The 18,563-nt window shown below is 68.5% G+C and carries 7 protein-coding genes; all 7 read right to left on the bottom strand.

The window, feature by feature from the left end; translation table 11 throughout:
• The coding region (locus ACPEES_RS16850) for a hypothetical protein (protein WP_435104740.1) at positions 1 to 253 on the bottom strand (253 nt) is incomplete at its 3' end.
• 59 nt (positions 254 to 312) lie between these two features.
• Positions 313 to 1,053, bottom strand: coding sequence for a thioesterase II family protein (locus ACPEES_RS16845; RefSeq protein ID WP_435104739.1), 741 nt, complete (start codon positions 1,051 to 1,053; stop codon positions 313 to 315).
• A 62-nt stretch (positions 1,054 to 1,115) separates the two neighbouring features.
• Positions 1,116 to 2,642: an amino acid adenylation domain-containing protein gene (locus ACPEES_RS16840; RefSeq protein WP_435104738.1), complete on the bottom strand. Its 1,527-nt coding sequence runs from the start codon at positions 2,640 to 2,642 to the stop codon at positions 1,116 to 1,118.
• Positions 2,639 to 3,778: an acyl-CoA dehydrogenase family protein gene (locus ACPEES_RS16835; RefSeq protein WP_435104737.1), complete on the bottom strand. Its 1,140-nt coding sequence runs from the start codon at positions 3,776 to 3,778 to the stop codon at positions 2,639 to 2,641. The genes ACPEES_RS16840 and ACPEES_RS16835 overlap by 4 nt, the downstream gene beginning before the upstream one ends.
• Positions 3,779 to 3,811: 33 nt before the next feature.
• Positions 3,812 to 5,482: an NAD(P)/FAD-dependent oxidoreductase gene (locus ACPEES_RS16830; protein WP_435104736.1), complete on the bottom strand. Its 1,671-nt coding sequence runs from the start codon at positions 5,480 to 5,482 to the stop codon at positions 3,812 to 3,814.
• A gap of 116 nt (positions 5,483 to 5,598) precedes the next feature.
• Positions 5,599 to 11,007 carry a type I polyketide synthase gene (locus tag ACPEES_RS16825; protein WP_435104735.1) on the bottom strand — a complete coding sequence of 1,803 codons (5,409 nt, stop codon included), beginning with the start codon at positions 11,005 to 11,007 and terminating at the stop codon, positions 5,599 to 5,601.
• On the bottom strand, positions 11,000 to 18,562 hold the full coding sequence (locus tag ACPEES_RS16820) for a beta-ketoacyl synthase N-terminal-like domain-containing protein (protein ID WP_435104734.1): 7,563 nt from the start codon (positions 18,560 to 18,562) through the stop codon (positions 11,000 to 11,002). Before ACPEES_RS16820 ends, ACPEES_RS16825 begins: the two co-directional genes overlap by 8 nt.
• Position 18,563 lies beyond the last annotated feature (1 nt).

The raw sequence follows: 18,563 nt of genomic DNA, 5'->3' as shown, positions 1-18,563 counted from the left end.
CCGCCTCGATGCCGAACAGCTCGGCGATGAACGCCTCCAGCTCCGGGCCCAGCGCCAGCAGCAGCTCGCTCACCTCGATCGCCGTCAGCGACGCCCCCGCGCGGTAGTCCGACAACCGCTGCCCCAGCCCCGGCGCGTGCTCGTCGAGGTAGGCGCGGAAGCGGGCGTCGACTTGCACGAGCCCGGCCGGTCGCTGAAGCTCCGCGAAAGTAAGCCCGTGACGTTCCAACGCTCGATCCAGGCCGGCTTTCATGCCACACCTCCGCTCATACATGCCATTGCACCCATACCCGTGTTTGCCGCGCGATCGATTCATCGCTCGCGGACAATGCCCTCCAGCAGGGCCATTACGTCACTGCGATGGTCGATCAGGTGGAAATGACCGCCGTCGTAGACCCGCAACCGGAACCCGCTGGCCGAGTAACGGCGCCATTCCCGCACTTCGTTCACCGGAGCGAGGAAGTCCGCGGTGCCGGTAAGCGCCGTTATCGGTACGTCGACGACACCGCCGCCGGTGTTGCCGCGCGCGGAGAGCAGTAGCTCGATGTCGGCCTGAACGACGGGCAGCATCAGATCCATCAAATCCGGGTCGCTCAGGAATTCCGCCGGCGTGCCCCCCATCTGCTGCAGCGCCTCCAGCGCTCGATCCCGCGACATGCGGTGAATGTTCGGCGTCCGGCGCGGCGCGTGCGGCGGCGTCAGCGAGGACAGCACGAGATGGACCGGGGCGGGCCCCCCTTCCCGCTCCAGCACGACGGCAAGCTCGTAGGCGAGCATTGCGCCCATGCTGTGGCCGAAGAATATGGCCGGGGTATCGTCCATCAACGGAGCGATTACCTCGGCGAGCTGACGAACCAGTACATTCGCCTGCCGCTGCGCTGGCTCGGCACGCCGCTCTTCGCGCCCGGGCAGCTGCACGGCGCAGACTTCCGCGTAATCGTGCAGCGGCGCCAACCAGTGGTGGAGAGCGGAGGCACCGGCACCCGCATAGGGGAAGGCGAACAACCGCACCCCGGGCGTCCGCGAGGCGACCGGGCGATGTGGCAGCCACACACCCGGTTCCTCCGCATAGCGCATCGCGCGACTGACAGAACCATTCACAGTCATGGCCACGTTTACCCCGTCGCGACACGTGCCTGCGAGACGTCGACGAGCGAATCGGCCAGCGCGAACCGGTCCACCTTGCCATTGCTGTTTCGCGGCAGCTCGCCGAGCAGGTGGATACGATCGACGATCATGTAGCGCGGCAGCCGTTCCGCGCAGTGGCGTTTGACTTCCAGGATCGAAGGCGGCTGATCGACCGCGGGTACGATGAAGGCACGAAGCTCGCTGTCGACACCGCTACCCAGAGCGATGACGGCCGCCTCGGAAATGCCCGGATGTGCCAGTAGCGTGGCTTCGACCTCCCCACGCTCTATCCGGTAGCCGCGAATCTTGAGCATGTCGTCGCGGCGGCCGACGTACTGAAAACCGCCTTCCGGCAGCGGCCGCACGAGGTCGCCGGTGGCGTACGGACCGTCCCCGTGGGGAGCGCGGCCGTAGTAGCCGAGCATGACCGTAGGCCCCTCGACCATGAGCTCCCCTTCCTCGTCGACACCGCACTCGCTGCCGTCGTCGCGGCACGCCCACACCCGGTTGCCGGAACACGCACGCCCGATGGGCACGGGAACGCTGCGGTCGGGCTCTATCGTGGTCACCTCGTGGAAGGTGCACACATTGGTTTCGGTGGGACCGTAAAGATTGAGCAGACGCACGTCCGGCCAGGTATCCCGCAACCGCCGGACATGCTTGATGGGGAAAGGCTCGCCGGCGAAGAGCACGGCACGCAGGCTCGGCAGCGAGCGCTCCAGCATGCCGCCCTGCTCCTCCATGAGGATCAGAGCGGACGGCACGGAATACCAGACGGTGATGGCGTGATCAGCGAGGAAATCCACCAGCGCGGCCGGTGAGAACGACGTTCCTTCCGGAACCAGGTGTACGCTCGCACCACCGGCGAAGCTCCCGTAGAGATCCAGCACGGAGAGATCGAAGTGTAGCGGCGCGTGGTTGGACAGCCGGTCCCCGGGACCGATACCGAGCTCGCCGACAGCCCAGTCCACGAACGCCATGGCGTTGGCGTGGCTGATGCAAACACCTTTCGGCGTTCCCGTAGAGCCGGAGGTGTACAGGATATAGGCCATGTCATCGAGCGCGCGCGTCACGAGCTGGGGCGCACCGGCACTGCGGACCAGCTCCGTCCACGCGGCAGGATGATCCCTGTCATCGACCACCACGATGAGCCGGTCATCGAGTCCCGCCGCCTCCAGCTCCGCCACCCGATCGCTGGTGGTGAAGACCGCGACCGGTTCGCAATCCCCGGCGATCGTGGCGGCACGACTGACAGGGCTGAGCGGGTCCACCGGCACGTACACGGCGCCGGCGCGCAGGGCACCCTGCATGGCAGCCACCACCATGGCACCCTTTTCCGCCCATAGCATCACCCGGTCGCCCGGCCGCACTCCGCGGGCCTGCAGCCCGGCCGCCAGGGCGGCAGCGGTGCGGTCGAGCTCGTGGTATGTCATGGCCCCATCGGAAGCCACCACCGCCGTCGCCTCCGGAGCGACCACGGCACGCTCGGCCACGAGTTCATGCAGACGTTTCATAGCGAAAGCTCCTGTGCAACGATTTCCCTGAGCATTTCGGATGTCCCCGAGAACAGGGCGGTGGGTACGGCATCGCGCAACATGGATTCGATGCCCGGCTCCTCCTGATACCCCCACCCACCGAAAATCTGCACCGCATCCAGACCCGACTGAACCGCAGCCTCGCTGACCGCGAGCTTCGCCAATGCCACCGGAAGCTCAGCCGACTCACCTTGATCCAGGGCCCAGCAGGCGCGGTAGAGCAGCAGCCGGGCCCCCTCGAGCCGTAACTTCATGTTGGCAATGCGGTGCGAGACCGCCTGGTAGCTACTCAAACGCTGCCCGAACTGCCGGCGCTCGCCGGCATGCGCGATGCAGCGGTCGAGCTGCCGGTCCATCAGTCCCACGAAAGCACCGAACAGACAGGCACGCTCCCAGCCCATGGAACGCTGAAACACGACACGCCCCTGCCCCTCATCACCGATGCGATGGGATGCCGGCACGACGCATTCGTCGAACTCGACCGTGCCGGCGGGACAGTTGCGCAGCCCCATCTTCGCGAACGGGGCGCTGCGGCGAACGCCCGGACGATCGGTTTCCACCACGAAACCGGTGATGCCCAGTGCACCGAAGCTCGGATTGGTGGTGGCATACGTGACCAGCAGATCCGCGACGGGCCCGTTGGTCACGAAGCTTTTGTGGCCGCTGAGCGCGTAGCCATCGTCACCGGTTGCCGTCACCCGGGTGGCCAGGGCGGTGACGTCCGAGCCGGCCTGCTCCTCGGTGATCGCATTGGCACCGATCCACTCACCACTGCACAGTTTGGGAAGGACGCGCTCGCGCACCGGCTGCGATGCGAATTCGACGATGGGCATCACGCAGGCGAAGAGATGCGCCGCTGCCCCGAAGACCAGGCCCATGTCGCTGCAACCGCGACCGAACGCCTCCATGGCGACCGCGGCCCCCAGAGCGCCGTGTCCTCCACCACCGAATTCCGTGGGTGCCGACAGCCCGAGCAGCCCGGCGCGACCGCAGGCGCGCCACTGGTCCCGCGAGTAGAAAGGCTCGCCCTCGTCGCTGCCGGGGAGCTCCTCCTCGCAGAACGTCAGGATGTCCCGGTAGAGCGCGCGGTGAGTGTCGCTGAGCTGAAAATCCATGTCGTCCGTCACCTCCTTATCGGGATGTCGGCGTCAATCGCCGGCGGTAGCGGCCCCGTTAGTGCCGCTGCTTTTCTTCCGGAACGATCGGTAGAAAACGAGACGCCGCGCCCCCTTTGGCGCAGCGCGCATGCCCCACCAGAGTGTCTTGAGCTTCTTGGCCGCCGAGAGGTGGTACACCCGGTCTTCCGGGTCGGCGAATCCGTAGATCGGCGGCACGTAGTCCGCGTCCGCGAGGGCGTCGAATATCCGCCGCGCGGCCGCCGATGGGGTACACGTACCGGCGTCGACATCGCGGCAGGCAGTCACGGCACCGTTCAACAATTCCTTGTAGCCGTCGAAGACAGGCATCCAGAAACCGTCCTCGGCAACACCGTCGACGGCCTCGAACACCCCGGCATCCCCGGTCTGGACGAAACGGTCATAGACCTTCTTGGTGGTGATGGTGCTGGCGATGGACACCAGCAGCCACACCCGGGCATAGGCGTTCCACAACTCGAAATCCCGGAAAGCGGTATACGCGCTCGCGGCGATACGATCGCTCAACCCGGCGATCGCCGTTTGCACCCGGTCGAACGCCAGCAACTCCGGTGAGTCATAGGCGCCGCGGGGCGCCGCCGTGAGCAGCCGGTGTGCGACCGCGTGGACGAGCTCCGCGGTATTGGAGAGTTTCCGGGAAAACAGCAGATCGTTGCCGGCAGCCGCCTCATCGAGCAGGCAATAGCGTGAGCCGACGGTATCGATCGCCCGGTACTGGGCGGGGCGCTGCACGTCCCATTCCCGCACCCGGCGCATGTCCCCGAGCTGATCGCGTAGCGACGGAAACCGCCGCAGCAGCCGTTCCAGCTGGGCATCCCCCGTGTCGGCCCCGTCGATTTCACCTCGAAGGTTCAGTGTCACGCTGCACAGGGGGTTGAGCGAGCCTCCGTGATTCCCGAACGGCACGACCCCCAGCCAACCGTCCGCGAAGACATGGTGCAACGTCCCTTCGTGCCACCGCCCGGGCAGTTTGTGGGGCACGCAGTCGTCGAACCGCTTCACGCCGATGGCATGGGTAGCGAGCGTGGTGGATCGCGTCTCCATCCCCTCGGCCTCCTGTCGGAGCCCGAAGCGGTTGGCCACCGGTGAGTCCCGGCCGCTGACGTCCACGACGTAGTTCGCGCGAATCGTCTCGCCGTGAGCTCCCTCGACGCTCACCCCTTCCGAACCGATATCGATATCGCCATCGGCCCGCCGCGAGCGCAGGACGGCGCCGTACCGCACTGCCGTACGCAGCATGTAAGCGTCGATATCCTGCCGGAAGAGGTGGGTCTCGCCATGCTCCGACGGGACGTTAAACTGCAACGCCTCACGGGGGTCGTGACTCTCGCCGTCGCGGTGATAGAGAAAGCCCAGGTTTTTCTTCACGCCCGATGTCGGGGCGATCGTGCCGAAAACGTCGCGGGCGCGTGCGATGTTGCGTATCTCCGGAACACCGTAGCGGTCGGCAATAAGCTCGAAGATCAGCGATGTGTAGGGAATGCTCGCCTCGCCGGTGGCATAGCGGGGCTGCCCCTCGTGGTCCGCGATGACGACCCGCAGGCCGTGCCGTGCGAGAATCGCGGCGAGCATCGTGCCGGCGAGACGCGAGCCGAGGATCGCAATGTCGAAACGTTGTGGTGTAGCGGTCAGCGGCGATGGTTGCCTCGTGTCCACGCCATTCATGGCGCACCTCCCTGTCGAGCGTTGTCTCCGTCCCGGACGGTCTGCAGGGGCAGCCCACGCCCGACACGTGCCGTCCCCGGACATGGCCTGCCTCCGGATGCCTGCATGCGGGCGCGCTAGGCGCTCGCGGCGAGTGATTCGACGTCTCCGTGCTGGGTATTGACCTGCTCGAGCAGGAAGTCCGGCCACTGCAACCCGGGGCAGTCGAAGAAGTCGCGGGCGTTGATCTCGATGCGCAGATCGCGCCGGCAGCGGCCGATCATTTCCATGACCATGAGGGAATCCAGCCCGAAATCCATGAGACTGCCGCCGTCCTCCAGCTTCGCCTTAACGCGCTCGACGTCCACGCCCAGAATGCGGGCGTACTGGTCCCACACGTAGCCGTCCATCACGGCGAGACGTTCGTCCGCCTCCGCCGCGGCCAGGCGCTGGAGAATGTCGGACTCGGCGTAGGGCTCGGCACGACGGCGCTCGTCGGTGCGTATCCCCCGGAGCAACGGACGCGGCCCGCGCGACTCGAGCAGCGGCTTGAACGTCTCCCAGTCGACGCCGGCCACGACGATCTGCGTTATGTCGCTCGCCAGAAGCCTCACCAGCACGTCGATACCCTGTGTACCCGGCAGGGGTTTGAGGCCGACGGACTTCAGGAACGTCGCCACCTCGTCGTCGAAGAGATGACTGCCGATACCCCACAGCCCCCAGTCGGCCACCATGGCGGGCAACCCCAGCGCACGGCGGTGGTGTGCCAGACCGTCGAGAAACTGATTGGCGGCGGCATAGCTCGCGATATGCTGCGAGCCCCACACGCAGGCGATGGAGGAGAACAGCGCAAAGAACTCCAGCTCCAGCGAAGCAGTGAGCTCGTGCAGCACCCATGCGCCCTCCACCTTGGGACGCAGCACGGTGTCGAAACGCTCCGTGTCCACGTCGACCAGGTCCTGAGGAAGGGACACGCCGGCGGCGTGCACCACGCCGCGCAGGCCACCCGGCTCGGCCGCGAGCGTGTCCACGACATGCGCCATATCGGCCATGGCGGTCACGTCCGCCTGGAAGTAGCGTACCCGCGCGCCTTCCGCTTCGATGGCACGCAGCGCCCGGGCCCCTTCATCGCCATCGGACAGGGCACGCCGACCGGTGATCGCGATCCCGCCCGCACCGTTTGCCGCCAGCCACCGTGCCAGCGCCAGGCCCACGCCGCCGAGGCCGCCGGTGATCAGATACCAGCCCTCCGCGCCGGGCGCGAAGGGCCGGCACGGCAGACTCGCGCCAGCCCACGGGTTGAGCCGCTGCACGTAGCGCCGTGCACCGCGGAAAGCGAGCTGGTCCTCCTCGCCGGGATGGCGCAACTCCTCCACCAGATCCCGGCACGGGGACGAATCAGCAGGATCCAGGTCCACCAGACCGCCCCAGTACTCGGGGTGTTCCAGCGCGATCACCTTGCCCAGCCCCCACAACGGCCCGCCGGCGACCTGTAACGCCCGGGCCCGGTCACCGGCCGGCTGCGCACCGCAGGTGGCGATCCAGAGCTTGGGCTCGCGGGCGGGGCGTTCCGCCGCCAGGGTTTGCACAATGCGAACGACGGGCTCGGTGCCGTCTCCACGGCAGGCCGCGAGCGCCTCCACGGTGGTATCCGCCGGCCCCGGCAGATCCAGCCCACGGAGAAACAGAATGTGGCTGAACTCGTCCGCCACCGCGTCGCGGACCGCCGCGGCGACGGCATCGCAGTCGAGCGCCTCGCTCTCGTCCGCGCCGACCACGCGGCACTGCCAGCCGTCGGCTTCCAGCCCCTGCACCAGGGCCTGCGCGTGCCCGTCACGATCCGCGAACACCAGAGCACGGCCGGGACGCTCACGCGGCTCGGCCCGCCGGATCTGCTCCTCCCAGTCCAGGGCGTAGTAGAGATCAGGCAGGGGTACGGCGTCCGCAGTGAGCTGCGCGTCGGCACGAGAATCCACGGTCACGCGAGTCAGCCGACCCAACAGCCCACCCTCGCCGTCGTAGAGGGCGACATCCATGCTCGTCCCGCCTCCCGGAGCGGCCCGCATGCCAGTTACATGCACATACGCCAGGGCATCCGGATCCCGGTGGGTCATCATGGCGTGGTCAACGTGGCTGATACGCACGTGCTCACCCTGCCCCAACGCTGCGGCCAGGGCCGCCGCCAGGGGCACGCCACTGGCGCCGTGGTGCTGATCTTCATCGATGATGCACAGGCATTCGCCGCCCTCACCCCGACGCACCGCCGCGATCCCCCTGGCCACGAGACCGGCATCGACCTCGCCGATCTCCGGGCAGCGCTCGTGCAAACGCTGGCCATCACCACGCTCGCTGTCCGCGCGCGCGCCGGCGGCCACGCGGCTCAGCGTCGCCGAGAGCACCTGGCGCCAGGAACCGTCCACGACCGCTTCAGCGCCGGTGCGCTGATAGCACTGCACCAGCCACTCGCCGGCACCTCGGGGCTGCATCAGCGTGTAAACCGTCACGCGGTCGTTGCGACGCACGGCGATGGGCTCCCCCATCGTCAGGTCGCTGAGGTGGTAATCGCCCGGCCCGGCCACATCCTGACCAGCCTGAAACGGCAACCACAGAGCGCCGCTATCCGGCAGCACCCTCGCATCGTCAACGCTCAACCCTCCCAGCTCGGCGAGCCCCGCTTCGTCCAGCACCGACTCGAAGGCGGGAACCGGCATCTCGAGGCGCCTGCCGAGAAGCTCTCCGGCTGCCTCACCGCGCACGCCGGACGCGGCCGGTGACGCCGCGTCACGGGCGAGCTCGAACCAGTAGCGCTCGCGCTGGAACGCGTACGTCGGCAATGGCAGGCGAACGGCGCCGTCGCCCTCGTGTACACCGTTCCAGTCCGGGCTCACTCCGCTCACGAAGAGGTTGGCCACGGCCAGCCGCATGCCCCGGGCAGACGATCCGTCGCGACGCATCGATGCGATCCAGTGGCGTTGCTCCGCTCCCGGGCCGCGCCGGCCCAGCGCGGTGAGCACCGGCGCCGGCCCCACCTCGAGGGCGATGTCCATCTGCGCCTCGGCCAGTGTCTCCAGGCCATCGGCAAAGCGCACGGCTTCGCGGGCATGCCGGGCCCAGTAGTCCGGGTCCGCCAGACTGGCCCCTGTGTGGAACTGCCCGGTGACATTGGCCACCACCGGAATCCGGGGCTCGCGGTAGTCGAGCTCCGCGGCCACCGCACGCAACGGCTCCAGTACCGGATCCATCGCTGCGGAATGGAACGCGTGGGAGACGCGCAGGGGCGTGGTTGCCACGCCCTGCTCCTCGAAAGCCGACACGACCGCGTCGATGCCCTCGTGATCGCCGGAGACGACCACGTCTTCCACGCCGTTGACAGCGGCGATGCTCACCCGCTCGTAGCCGGCCAGCGCTGCCTGCACCTCGGCCTCAGTGGCATTGACCGCCACCATCGCACCACCGGCGGGCAGCTCCTGCATCAGCTCGCCTCGTGCCGCGACCAGGCGCAACGCGTCCTCGAGGGGCAGCGCCCCAGCCACGCAGGCGGCGACGATCTCGCCCACGCTGTGACCCAGGAGCGCCGCCGGACGAACCCCCCAGGCGAGCCACAGCTGGGCGAGCGCGTACTCGAACGCGAACAGAGCGGGCTGCGTGTAGCGTGTCTGTTGCAGGGTCGCCTCGTCACCGGGGCCGACGCGGGGATAGATCAGATCGGTCAATGCAACGTCGAGCGTGGAGGCCAGAATCTCCGAGCATCGATCGAACGCAGCGCGGAAAACCGGCTCCGTATCGTAGAGCTCACGGCCCATGCCGACGTACTGCGCCCCCTGGCCGGTAAACAGGAACACCACTTGTGGCCTGCTGCCCCGGGGCACGCAACCTTCCACGACGTCGTCGGCCAGCTTGCGCGCCGCGTATGCGGCGAGCTGGCCACGCAGGGTGTCCGCCGAGTCGGCCACCGCCGCGAAGCGATACTCCAGCGGCGCACGGGAGACGTTCGCGGAATAGCATACGTCCGCCAGATCCGGCTCCTGCTCGACGATGTGCCGCTCATAGCGGCCGGCGACCTGCCGCCGTGCCGCCTGATCGCATCCGGAGAGCGTGAGTACCTGCCACGGCCGTTCCGCTCTGCGCTGCGGGCGTTCGCGCTCCGGCGCTTCGGCGATGAGCACGTGGGCGTTGGTACCGCTGACGCCGAAGGAGCTGACGCCCGCATAGCGGCGCGCACCGTCACTTTCCCAGGCCATGCCGTCACGGGGTACACGCACTGCCAGGCGGTCCCACTCGACCCTGGGGTTTGGGTGCTGCAGGTGGAGATGGGGCGGAATGTGGCCGTGCTGCATGCCGAGAATGACCTTCATCACGCCGGCCACGCCGGCCGCCGGCTCCAGGTGACCGATATTGGTCTTCACCGAGCCCACGGTCAGGGGGTCGTCACGGCCGCTGGCCGTACCCAGAACGGCATCCAGCGCCCGCAGCTCGATGGGGTCACCGAGATCCGTTCCGGTCCCGTGGGCCTCGACGTAGCTGACCTGGTGCGGCTCGATACCGCCGTCGTCGAGCGCGGCGCTCACTACCGCCTGCTGGGCGTGTGCATTGGGCACGGTGATCCCGCTGCTGGGTCCGTCGTGGTTGATGGCGCTGCCCTGCACCACCCCGAGGATGGGGTCACCATCGGCCTGCGCGTCCGAGAGGCGCTTCAGCACCAGGATGCCGCAGCCTTCGCCGCGGCCGTAGCCGTCCGCAGACGAATCGAAGGTCTTGCAGCGTCCGTCGGGGGAGACCGCCCGCAGCTTGCTGACCAGCACGAAACCGTAAGGCGAGAGAATGAGATTCACCCCACCAGCCAGGGCAAGATCGGTCTCGCCACTACGCAGGCTGCGACAGGCCTGATGCATGGCCACCAGCGAGGACGAGCAGGAGGTATCCACCAGCTCCGCAGGTCCATGGAAGCCATACGTGTAGGCGATGCGGCCGGGGATGAAGCTGACTTCACCATAGAACTGGTAGGCATCCACGTCGGCGGGATCCCCCAACTGCTGACGCAGGCGGACATAGTCGTTGGTGCTCACGCCCATATAGACACCGGTACGGCTGCCCTGCAGGCGGTCCGGTGCCAGGCCGGCACTCTCGAGTGCCTCCCAGGAGACCTCCAGGGCCAAACGCTGTTGTGGATCCATACCCACGGCCTCCCGGGGCGATATGCCGAACAGCGTCGGGTCGAACCGGTCAACCTCGTCGATGAAGCCCCCACGCATGACGTATGCCTTGCCGGGCGTCTGCGGATCGGCGTCGTAGTAATCGGTCCCGTGGAGGCGGTCACGGGGAAAGTCCGTGATCGCATCGACGCCGTCGCGCAGCAGTCGCCAGAACCGCTTGGGATTGTCGGCACCGCCGGGAAAGCGGCATCCCATGCCGATGACGGCCACGGGCTCGCGCGCGCGGCGTTCGACGTTTTCCATGCGGGTGCGCAGATCCCGGATGGTTGCCACCGCACGACCCAGGCTCCGCTTGAGCTCGGCGTTGGAATGGCCGTCGTTGCTGTCACTCATCGTTGTCCTCCTTGACGTCGAGCTCGCCGACTCGTGAAAGCTCACGGTCCAGAGAGGCCAGCAGCTCGGTCTCGGAAAGCGATTCGTAGGTGTCCACCCCGCCGGCATTGGTGTCCGGGGCGGATTCGCTCGCATCGTCGCCGCTGTCACCAGCGGTAGCGGATTGGGCTTGACTCAGCCCCAGATGCTCGTCGTGGAGGTGGCGGGCTATGGCATCCACCGAGGTGTATTCGAAGGCGAGCGTGCTGGGCAGCTCCGTGCCTGTCAGCCGCTCCAGTCGTGCGCGCAGGTCGACGGCCATCATGGACGTCATCCCCATGTCGAAGAAGCCGCGTTCCGGGTTGACCTGCGCGGCATCATCGAAACCGAAGGCCTCCGCTGTCACGGCGCGCACCCGCCGGCTGAGGTTGTCCAGGCGCAGTTCCGGCGGCAGGCTGCGCAGCTGCTCCCACCATTGCGTGTCGGCTTCGGCGGTTACGGCACCGGCGACGCCATCCAGCACGGGCCACCGAATGCTGCCTTCGTACAGGGGCTTGAGCACTGACCAGTCCGCTGCTGCGACAGCGCCCTGATGACGCCCCGCGGCCAGCAGGCGCTCAAGAGCGCTGAGTGCGCTCCGGGCAGTGAGCGGCTGCAGCCCGCCCTGACGCATCAAGCGTTCGTCGTCAGGTCGTTGCGCCACCAGAGACTCCCACTGGGTCCAGTTCACCGCCAGCGCCGGCAGGGCACGCGCATGGCGGTAGGCGGCAAGCGCATCCAGATAGGCGTCGGCAGCAGCACTGGCGCCTAGCCCCATGGCCCCCCACGCCGAAGCGGCGCTGCTGAAGAGCACGAACAGCGCCACCGGATCCGCCGCGGTCTGGCGGTGCAACTCGGCGACGCCCGCGACCCGGCCGTGAAACGCCTCGGCCACGGTGCCGGCGTGCATTTCGTCCAGCCGACGCAGGCGCCAGTCCCCACCGGCGTGAATCACGGCGGCAATCGGGCCGTGCCGGCGCACTGCATCGAGGCTGCGACTCAGGGCACCGGCGTCCGCGGCGTCCACGTCGAGCGCTTCGAAGGTGACACCCGATACTTCGGGCAAGGGTGCGTCCGTGCCGATGACCGCCACGTGGTCGACACCCAGACCGCCGAGCCATTGCGCCAGCTCGGCCACCACGGCGGGATCGGGCTGGTGCACAAGCGCCACGCTGCCCGCCGGCAACCGGGGGGGTGGCGTGCGTGCAAGCGCGTCGGGGACGAGTGTTGCCTTGTATGCACGCCCGTCACGCAGGGCGAGATGATCATGCCCGGGTTCTCCGGCGAGGACCGCAGTCAACGCCTCCACCGACGGTTCGTCGTCCAGTGGCACGTCGACCATTCCGCCCCACCAGCCGGGATGCTCGAGACCGAAGCTGCGCGCCATGCCCCACACCGGGGCACCGTCGAGGCGATGCGGTGCGCCGGCGACGGCTTGCGTCTCCTCGGTGAGGAACCACACCGGCAGGCCCTCGCCTCCAACCTCCGATATCGCCCGAGCCAACGCCGATATCGACTCGCACGCACGCTGACTCGACTCACCGGGCCCGTGGCAATCCGGCGGCAGACCGCAACCGAGCGCGTGCACGATCCCTCGACAGCCGGCGTCACGCCCCTGCTCGCGCAGTAGTCGCACCAGATGGCGTTGATCGGTGGTATCGAGCGTTCCGGGCTCCCGCCCCGGGCTCTGGTAGACCGATCCGCTGCGCAGGCGTTTGAGCGTGTACCCCCGGGCAATCAGCGCCTGCGCAGCGTCTGCCGCACGCCCCGCTTCGTCCTCCAGCCAGAGCCAATGGCCCGTGGCCGGCACCACGCTGTCCGGCAGCTCGGTTTCGTCCCAGTGCAGGGCATAGGTGTCCGCCTCCGTGGGCTCCGCCACCGCGGTTGCCCTGTCGGCATACTTCAGGCCAGCGGCACGGATGAGCACGCGGCCCTGCCGGTCGGTTACCACCACTTCGCCGGCCCCTTCCACCGACGCCTCGGCGACCCACAGGCACACATCTTCCGGCAGACCGTCCGCTACGAAGAGCTCGTCGCAAGCCATAACGGTCGGCTGTTCACCGTCGCCCGCGCTCAACACCGCGGGCAGAGTCAGGCAGGACTCGAGTAGCGTTTCGTTCACGTGCCGAGCGGACGCGCCGACGCCTTCATGCAGGTGCACTCCCATCACCGAGCGCCCGCCACATCGGCAGACGCACTCCAGACGCCCGACAGTCGACTGCGGTCCGAAGCCGATCAGCGCCAGCAGGTCGCGTTCGTCTTCCTCCACGACCACCGGGCATTCCGGTTGCGCCCAGGTGACACCGGACGGCGGTGCGGTGCGCCGGACGCGACCGTCGGCATGCACGAATTCGACGTCGCCTGCCGACGCCCGGCTGGCGACACGGAATTCGAACTCGCCCTCCGGCACCGGGGTTAACCGGATCTCCAGGATTCGATCACGCGCTTCGGCCAGAATCAGCGGCGCGTGGAACCCCACACTGGCCAGGGCATAGCGCCCGCTACCGAGCAGGTCCCTGACCGCCGCCAGCACCGCGGCGGCAAGCGCGGCGTAGCCGAGACGGGCATCTCCGTGCGCGGTTGCGGTGAGCGAACACGCAACACCGGGATCGGCGAGATGTGCCTGCCAGACGTGCGCGGGCTTCGGATACGTTTGCCGACTATGGTGCTGGAGCAACGGGTGGCGACTGCTGCGTGACGGCACCGGTGCTGCGTGCCCACCGTGGTGCTCGGGCATGGGCAGCCAGTACGGCTGGTGCTGCCACGGATACGTTGGCAAGCCAACGACGGTGCCCGGCGTCGGCCAGACATCACGCCAGTCCACGGACTCGCCGGCCATGAACCGTCTTGCCAACGCCCCGACCCCGGCAGACGCCGGCGCGTCGTCGTCCGCCGTATTGCCGGCGATCCAGGCCTGCAGTGCGTCGGCGAACCCCGCGGCGGTGCGGGCGACGAACGCCAGTCGCACCGGCAGTGCCGCACGACGCAATGCCGCCGTGTAGCAGATGTCCTCGATGGGCTCATCGGTTTCGCGCAGGAAATCGGCCATCTCGCAGGCGAGCGCTCGCAGCGCGTCGTCGCTCCTGGCGGACAGCACCAGGGGCAAGGGCCGATCCGCGTCGCCATCGCCGGAGACCGTGCGCGGTGACTCGGCACCGCGCAGGAGCACGTGTACGTTCGTCCCGGTAAAGCCGAAGGCGCTCACGCCGGCGACGCGTTCCACCGCGCTCGCCTCCCAGGGCTCCCGGCTGGTAGGCACCCGCAAGGCCAGCTGACGCCAATCCAGCCGGCGGTTGGGCTGGTTCAGGTGCAGATGCGCCGGAATCGCACCATGCGCGACCGCCAGGCAGGACTTGATGAACGCAGCGATGCCGGCCGCCGCTTCCAGATGGCCGATGTTGGTCTTCACCGACCCCACCCGCAACGGATCGTCCGGGCGCCGCTGCCGACGATAGACCGCATCCAGAGCCTGCAACTCGATGGGATCGCCCAGCACCGTGCCGGTACCGTGGGCTTCCACGTACCCGACCTCGGAGGGCGCGATCCGGGCGGCGTCGAGTGCTTCTCTCACGAGCGCCTGCTGCGCCGGACCGTTGGGCACGGTCAGTCCGCTACTGGGACCATCGTGGTTGATTGCCGAGCCCGGAATCGTCGCCACCACGGGATCGCCATCCGCGAGTGCGCGGGACAGCGGTTTGAGAACGACGATACCGCAGCCTTCTCCGCGCCCGTAGCCATCGGCACTGTCGTCGAAGGTCTTGCATCGCCCGTCGGGAGCCAGCGCCCCCGCCTCCCCCATGGAGAGGAAGATGGCCGGGCCGGCCATGACGTTGACGCCACCGGCGAGTGCCTGGTCGCACTCGCCACTGCGCAGCGCCTGACAGGCCAGGTGAATAGCAGTGAGTGACGACGAGCAGGCTGTGTCCACCGCCAGGCTGGGCCCCTGCAGGCCCAGAAAATGGGATAGTCGTCCGGCGACGGCGGAGAAGGTATTGCCGGTGCCGTAGTAGGCATCGATATGCTGCGGGTCGGCCGCCACGCGCAGCTCATAGTCATGGGCATTGAGCCCCGCGTAGACCCCCGTTCGGCTTTCCCTGAGACTGTCACCGGGCAGGCCGGCGCGCTCCAGCGCCTCCCACGCCACCTCCAGGAACAGCCGCTGCTGCGGGTCCAGGCTGCGCGCCTCCCGGGGCGAGATCTGAAAGAAATCGGCGTCGAAGCCGGCGACGTCGTCGACGAACGCTGCCGCCCTCGGCAACCCGTCCCGTCCATCGGCGATATACCGTTCGACATCCCAGCGCTGCGCCGGTGCCGGCCCGACGGCACACCGGTGCTCCATGAGCAGCTCCCAGAACGCCTCGGGGGAACCCACACCGCCGGGGAAACGACACCCGATCCCCACCACCGCGATGGGATCGTCCTGCCTGTCAGAATCGGTCATCGGCGCTGGCGGATCGGCATCGACGGGCTGTTGTTGCTGTTGTTGCGCGATGAAGCGCCCGAGGCGACGGGCATCCGGATAATCGAATGCGACGGTCGCCGGAAGATCGCAGCCGCACCGTTGCTGCAGCATGCGGCGCAACTCGACCATGGCAATGGAATCCAGGCCCAGGCTCGTGAATCCGCGGTCGCGATCGAAAGGCTCATCGGATGGCAGACCGATGAGCTCGCGCACCGCCGCCTCCACCTCGGCCTCCGGGTCGACTGTCGACGACGGTGTTGCCGGTGTCTCCCCCGCTGGCACTACACCGGACGGGTCCACCGACTCGACGCCTTCATCCGCCAGACCCGCCAGAGCGACGTCGTCCGCACCGGCGACCACACGCCCCGCCTCGTCCAGAACCTGAACGCGCGCGGTAAGGCGCGACGGATCGAGCCGCCCCTCGTCGTGACCGGGGCCGGTGGATTCGAACCAGAAGCGCTGGTGCTGCCAGGGATAGCGGGGAAGCGACACGCAACGTCCGGCCGGTTGGAGCGAGGCCCAGTCCAGGGACGCTCCCGCACAGTAGAGCGCTGCCACGGCGTGGCGAAGCCCTTCGGGACCGGCCTGGCCGCGCTTGATCGCACTGATCGCCTGGCCGGCAACGCCGGCACGGGCGAGGCACTGATGAATGGGGGTCGTCAGAACCGCGTGCGGTCCCAGCTCCAGGAACAGGCGATGGCCACCTTCCACCAGCCGGTCCACGGCGTCGCGAAAACGAACCGGCCGACGAATGTTGGCCACCCAGTAGTCGACATCCGCCCTGCCCGTATCCTCCGTGGCGCCGCTGGTCGACAGCCAGGGGATGACGGGCTCGCTGACCTCCAGCCCTGCCAACGCCGCGGCCAGGGGCTGCTGATAGGGGGTCATGCCGGCGCTGTGAAAGGCATACGCCCGTTGCACGAACACCGCGAACACCCCTTCGGCGCCCAGTTCGGCGGCCAACGCCTCCAGGGCGGTGCTGTCGCCGGCGAGCACGGTGGCCCCGGGCGCGTTGACCGCCGCGACCTCGATGCCGGCGCCGTCGGACAGGCGCGCTTCCGCGTCTTCCGGGTCAAGGCCGACGGCCAGCATGGCGCCACCGCCGTGGGCTTCGCGCATGACCTCGCCGCGATGAAAGATCACGGTGAGCGCCTGCTCCAGCGTCAGCGCGCCCGCGGCATACGCGGCCGCCACCTCCCCCATGCTGTGCCCGACCACGGCCGCGGGCCGCACGCCCCAGGCCCGCCAACGCTCGGTCAGCGCGGCCTGTAATGCGAATATCACCGGCTGGGCGATCTCCGTGCGCGCCAGCCTCGACGTCTGCGGTTCGCGGCGGAGCTCGTCCTCTATACGCCAGTCCGCCAGCCCGGAGAGCACGGCGTCGCATCGCCGAATGGTCGCGGCGAACACGGGATCGGTGTCGAGCAGGTCCGCCGCCATGCCGGCCCATTGGGCACCCTGGCCGGTGTAGACGAAGACCACGGGTGTGGCCCCGGTCGCGTCGGCCACCCCGGTATGCACGCCGTTCCCGGCATCGCCTGCGGCGAACCCCTCCAGCCGCTCAGCCAGCTCGTCCACGCCGTCGGCAACGACGGCAAGGCGCCTGTCGTGGTGGTCACGGCGACATGAGGCGGTGTGGAGCATATCCGCCACGGCGGTGTCGCCGGCTCGCAGTGACCGCCCGTACGCACCGGCCAACGCCTGCAGCGACGCGCCCGCCCTCGCGGAAACCGGCAGCACCAGTGGCCCGTCGACGGGTCCGGCCGCCGGCTCACTGTCCTCGTGAGCGCTCAGCACCACGTGCACGTTCGTACCGCTGAGACCGAATGCACTGACACCGGCACAGCGGTTACCGCCGTCGCCCGGCCAGGCCGTGGTCTCCAGGGGAACGTCCAGCGCGCTGCGCTCCCAGTCCACTGCCGAGGTGAGGCTGGAAACATGCAGTTGCCCGGGAACCTGTCGGCGCCGAAGCGCCTCGACGGTCTTGATGAGCCCGGCCACGCCGGCCGCCGCATCCATGTGCCCGTAATTGGCCTTCATGGACCCCACCAGCAGAGGCGTATCGCGGTCGGCCGAGAACACCCGGTCGAGGGCGTCGAGCTCCACCGGATCACCCAGCGGCGTGCCAGTCCCGTGGGCCTCGACATAACCCACCTCAGCGGGTCTTACGCCGGCGTGCGCCAGGGCATCGCGGATGACGGCCCGTTGTGCCGTGGCGTTGGGCACGGTCTGCCCGGCACTCGCGCCGTCGTGATTCACGGCCGAGCCACGGATGACGGCCAGCACTCGGTCGCCATCGGCCAGAGCCCGGTCGAGCGTCTTGAGCACGACGACACCGCAGCCCTCGCCCCGGACGATGCCGTCGGCGGCGGCGTCGAAGACGCGACAGCGTCCCGTCGGCGAGATCGCCCGGACCTGGCTCATGAACACGGTCAGGTCCGGGCTGAGCATGAGGTTGACGCCGCCGGCCAGGGCGACGTCGGTCTCACCCGCGGCCAGGCTGCGGCAGGCAAGATGCACGGCGACCAGCGACGACGAGCAAGCGGTGTTCACGGTCATCGCCGGCCCATGGGAGCCCAGGTGGTAGGCCAGCCGACCGGCACCGAAGCTGAACTCCTTGCCGGTTGCATAGTAAGGGTTGATGCCGGCCACGCCGGCCTCGCGGGCATGCAACAGGGCGTAGTCCATGCCCAGCATGCCCACGTAAACCGCCGCCCGGCCGCCGTTGAGGCCGGCGACCGGCAATCCGGCATCCGCGAGCGCCTCCCAGGCGACCTCCAGCAGCAGGCGCTGCTGCGGGTCCATCTCCCTCGCCTCCGCCGCCGTTAGACCGAAGAAGGCGGCGTCAAAAGCGTCCACATCGTCCAGGAACGCCCCCTCACGGCAATAGGTCGTACCTGGCCGGCGCATCTGCGGGTCATGGATTCGCTCGACGTCCCAGCGTCGGCTCGGCGTTGCATCAACCGCATCCACGCCGCCGGCGAGGACTCGCCACAGACCCTCACGGCCATCACCGCCGCGGGGAAAGCGACAGCCCGCCCCGACTATCGCGACAGGCTCGCTCCGCTGAGACATG

It is taken from the genome of Arhodomonas sp. AD133 (genome assembly GCF_051195215.1).
Taxonomy (GTDB): Bacteria; Pseudomonadota; Gammaproteobacteria; order Nitrococcales; family Nitrococcaceae; genus Arhodomonas.
The sequence above is the reverse complement of the archived record's forward strand: the minus strand, read 5'-3'. Positions and strand labels throughout refer to the sequence as shown.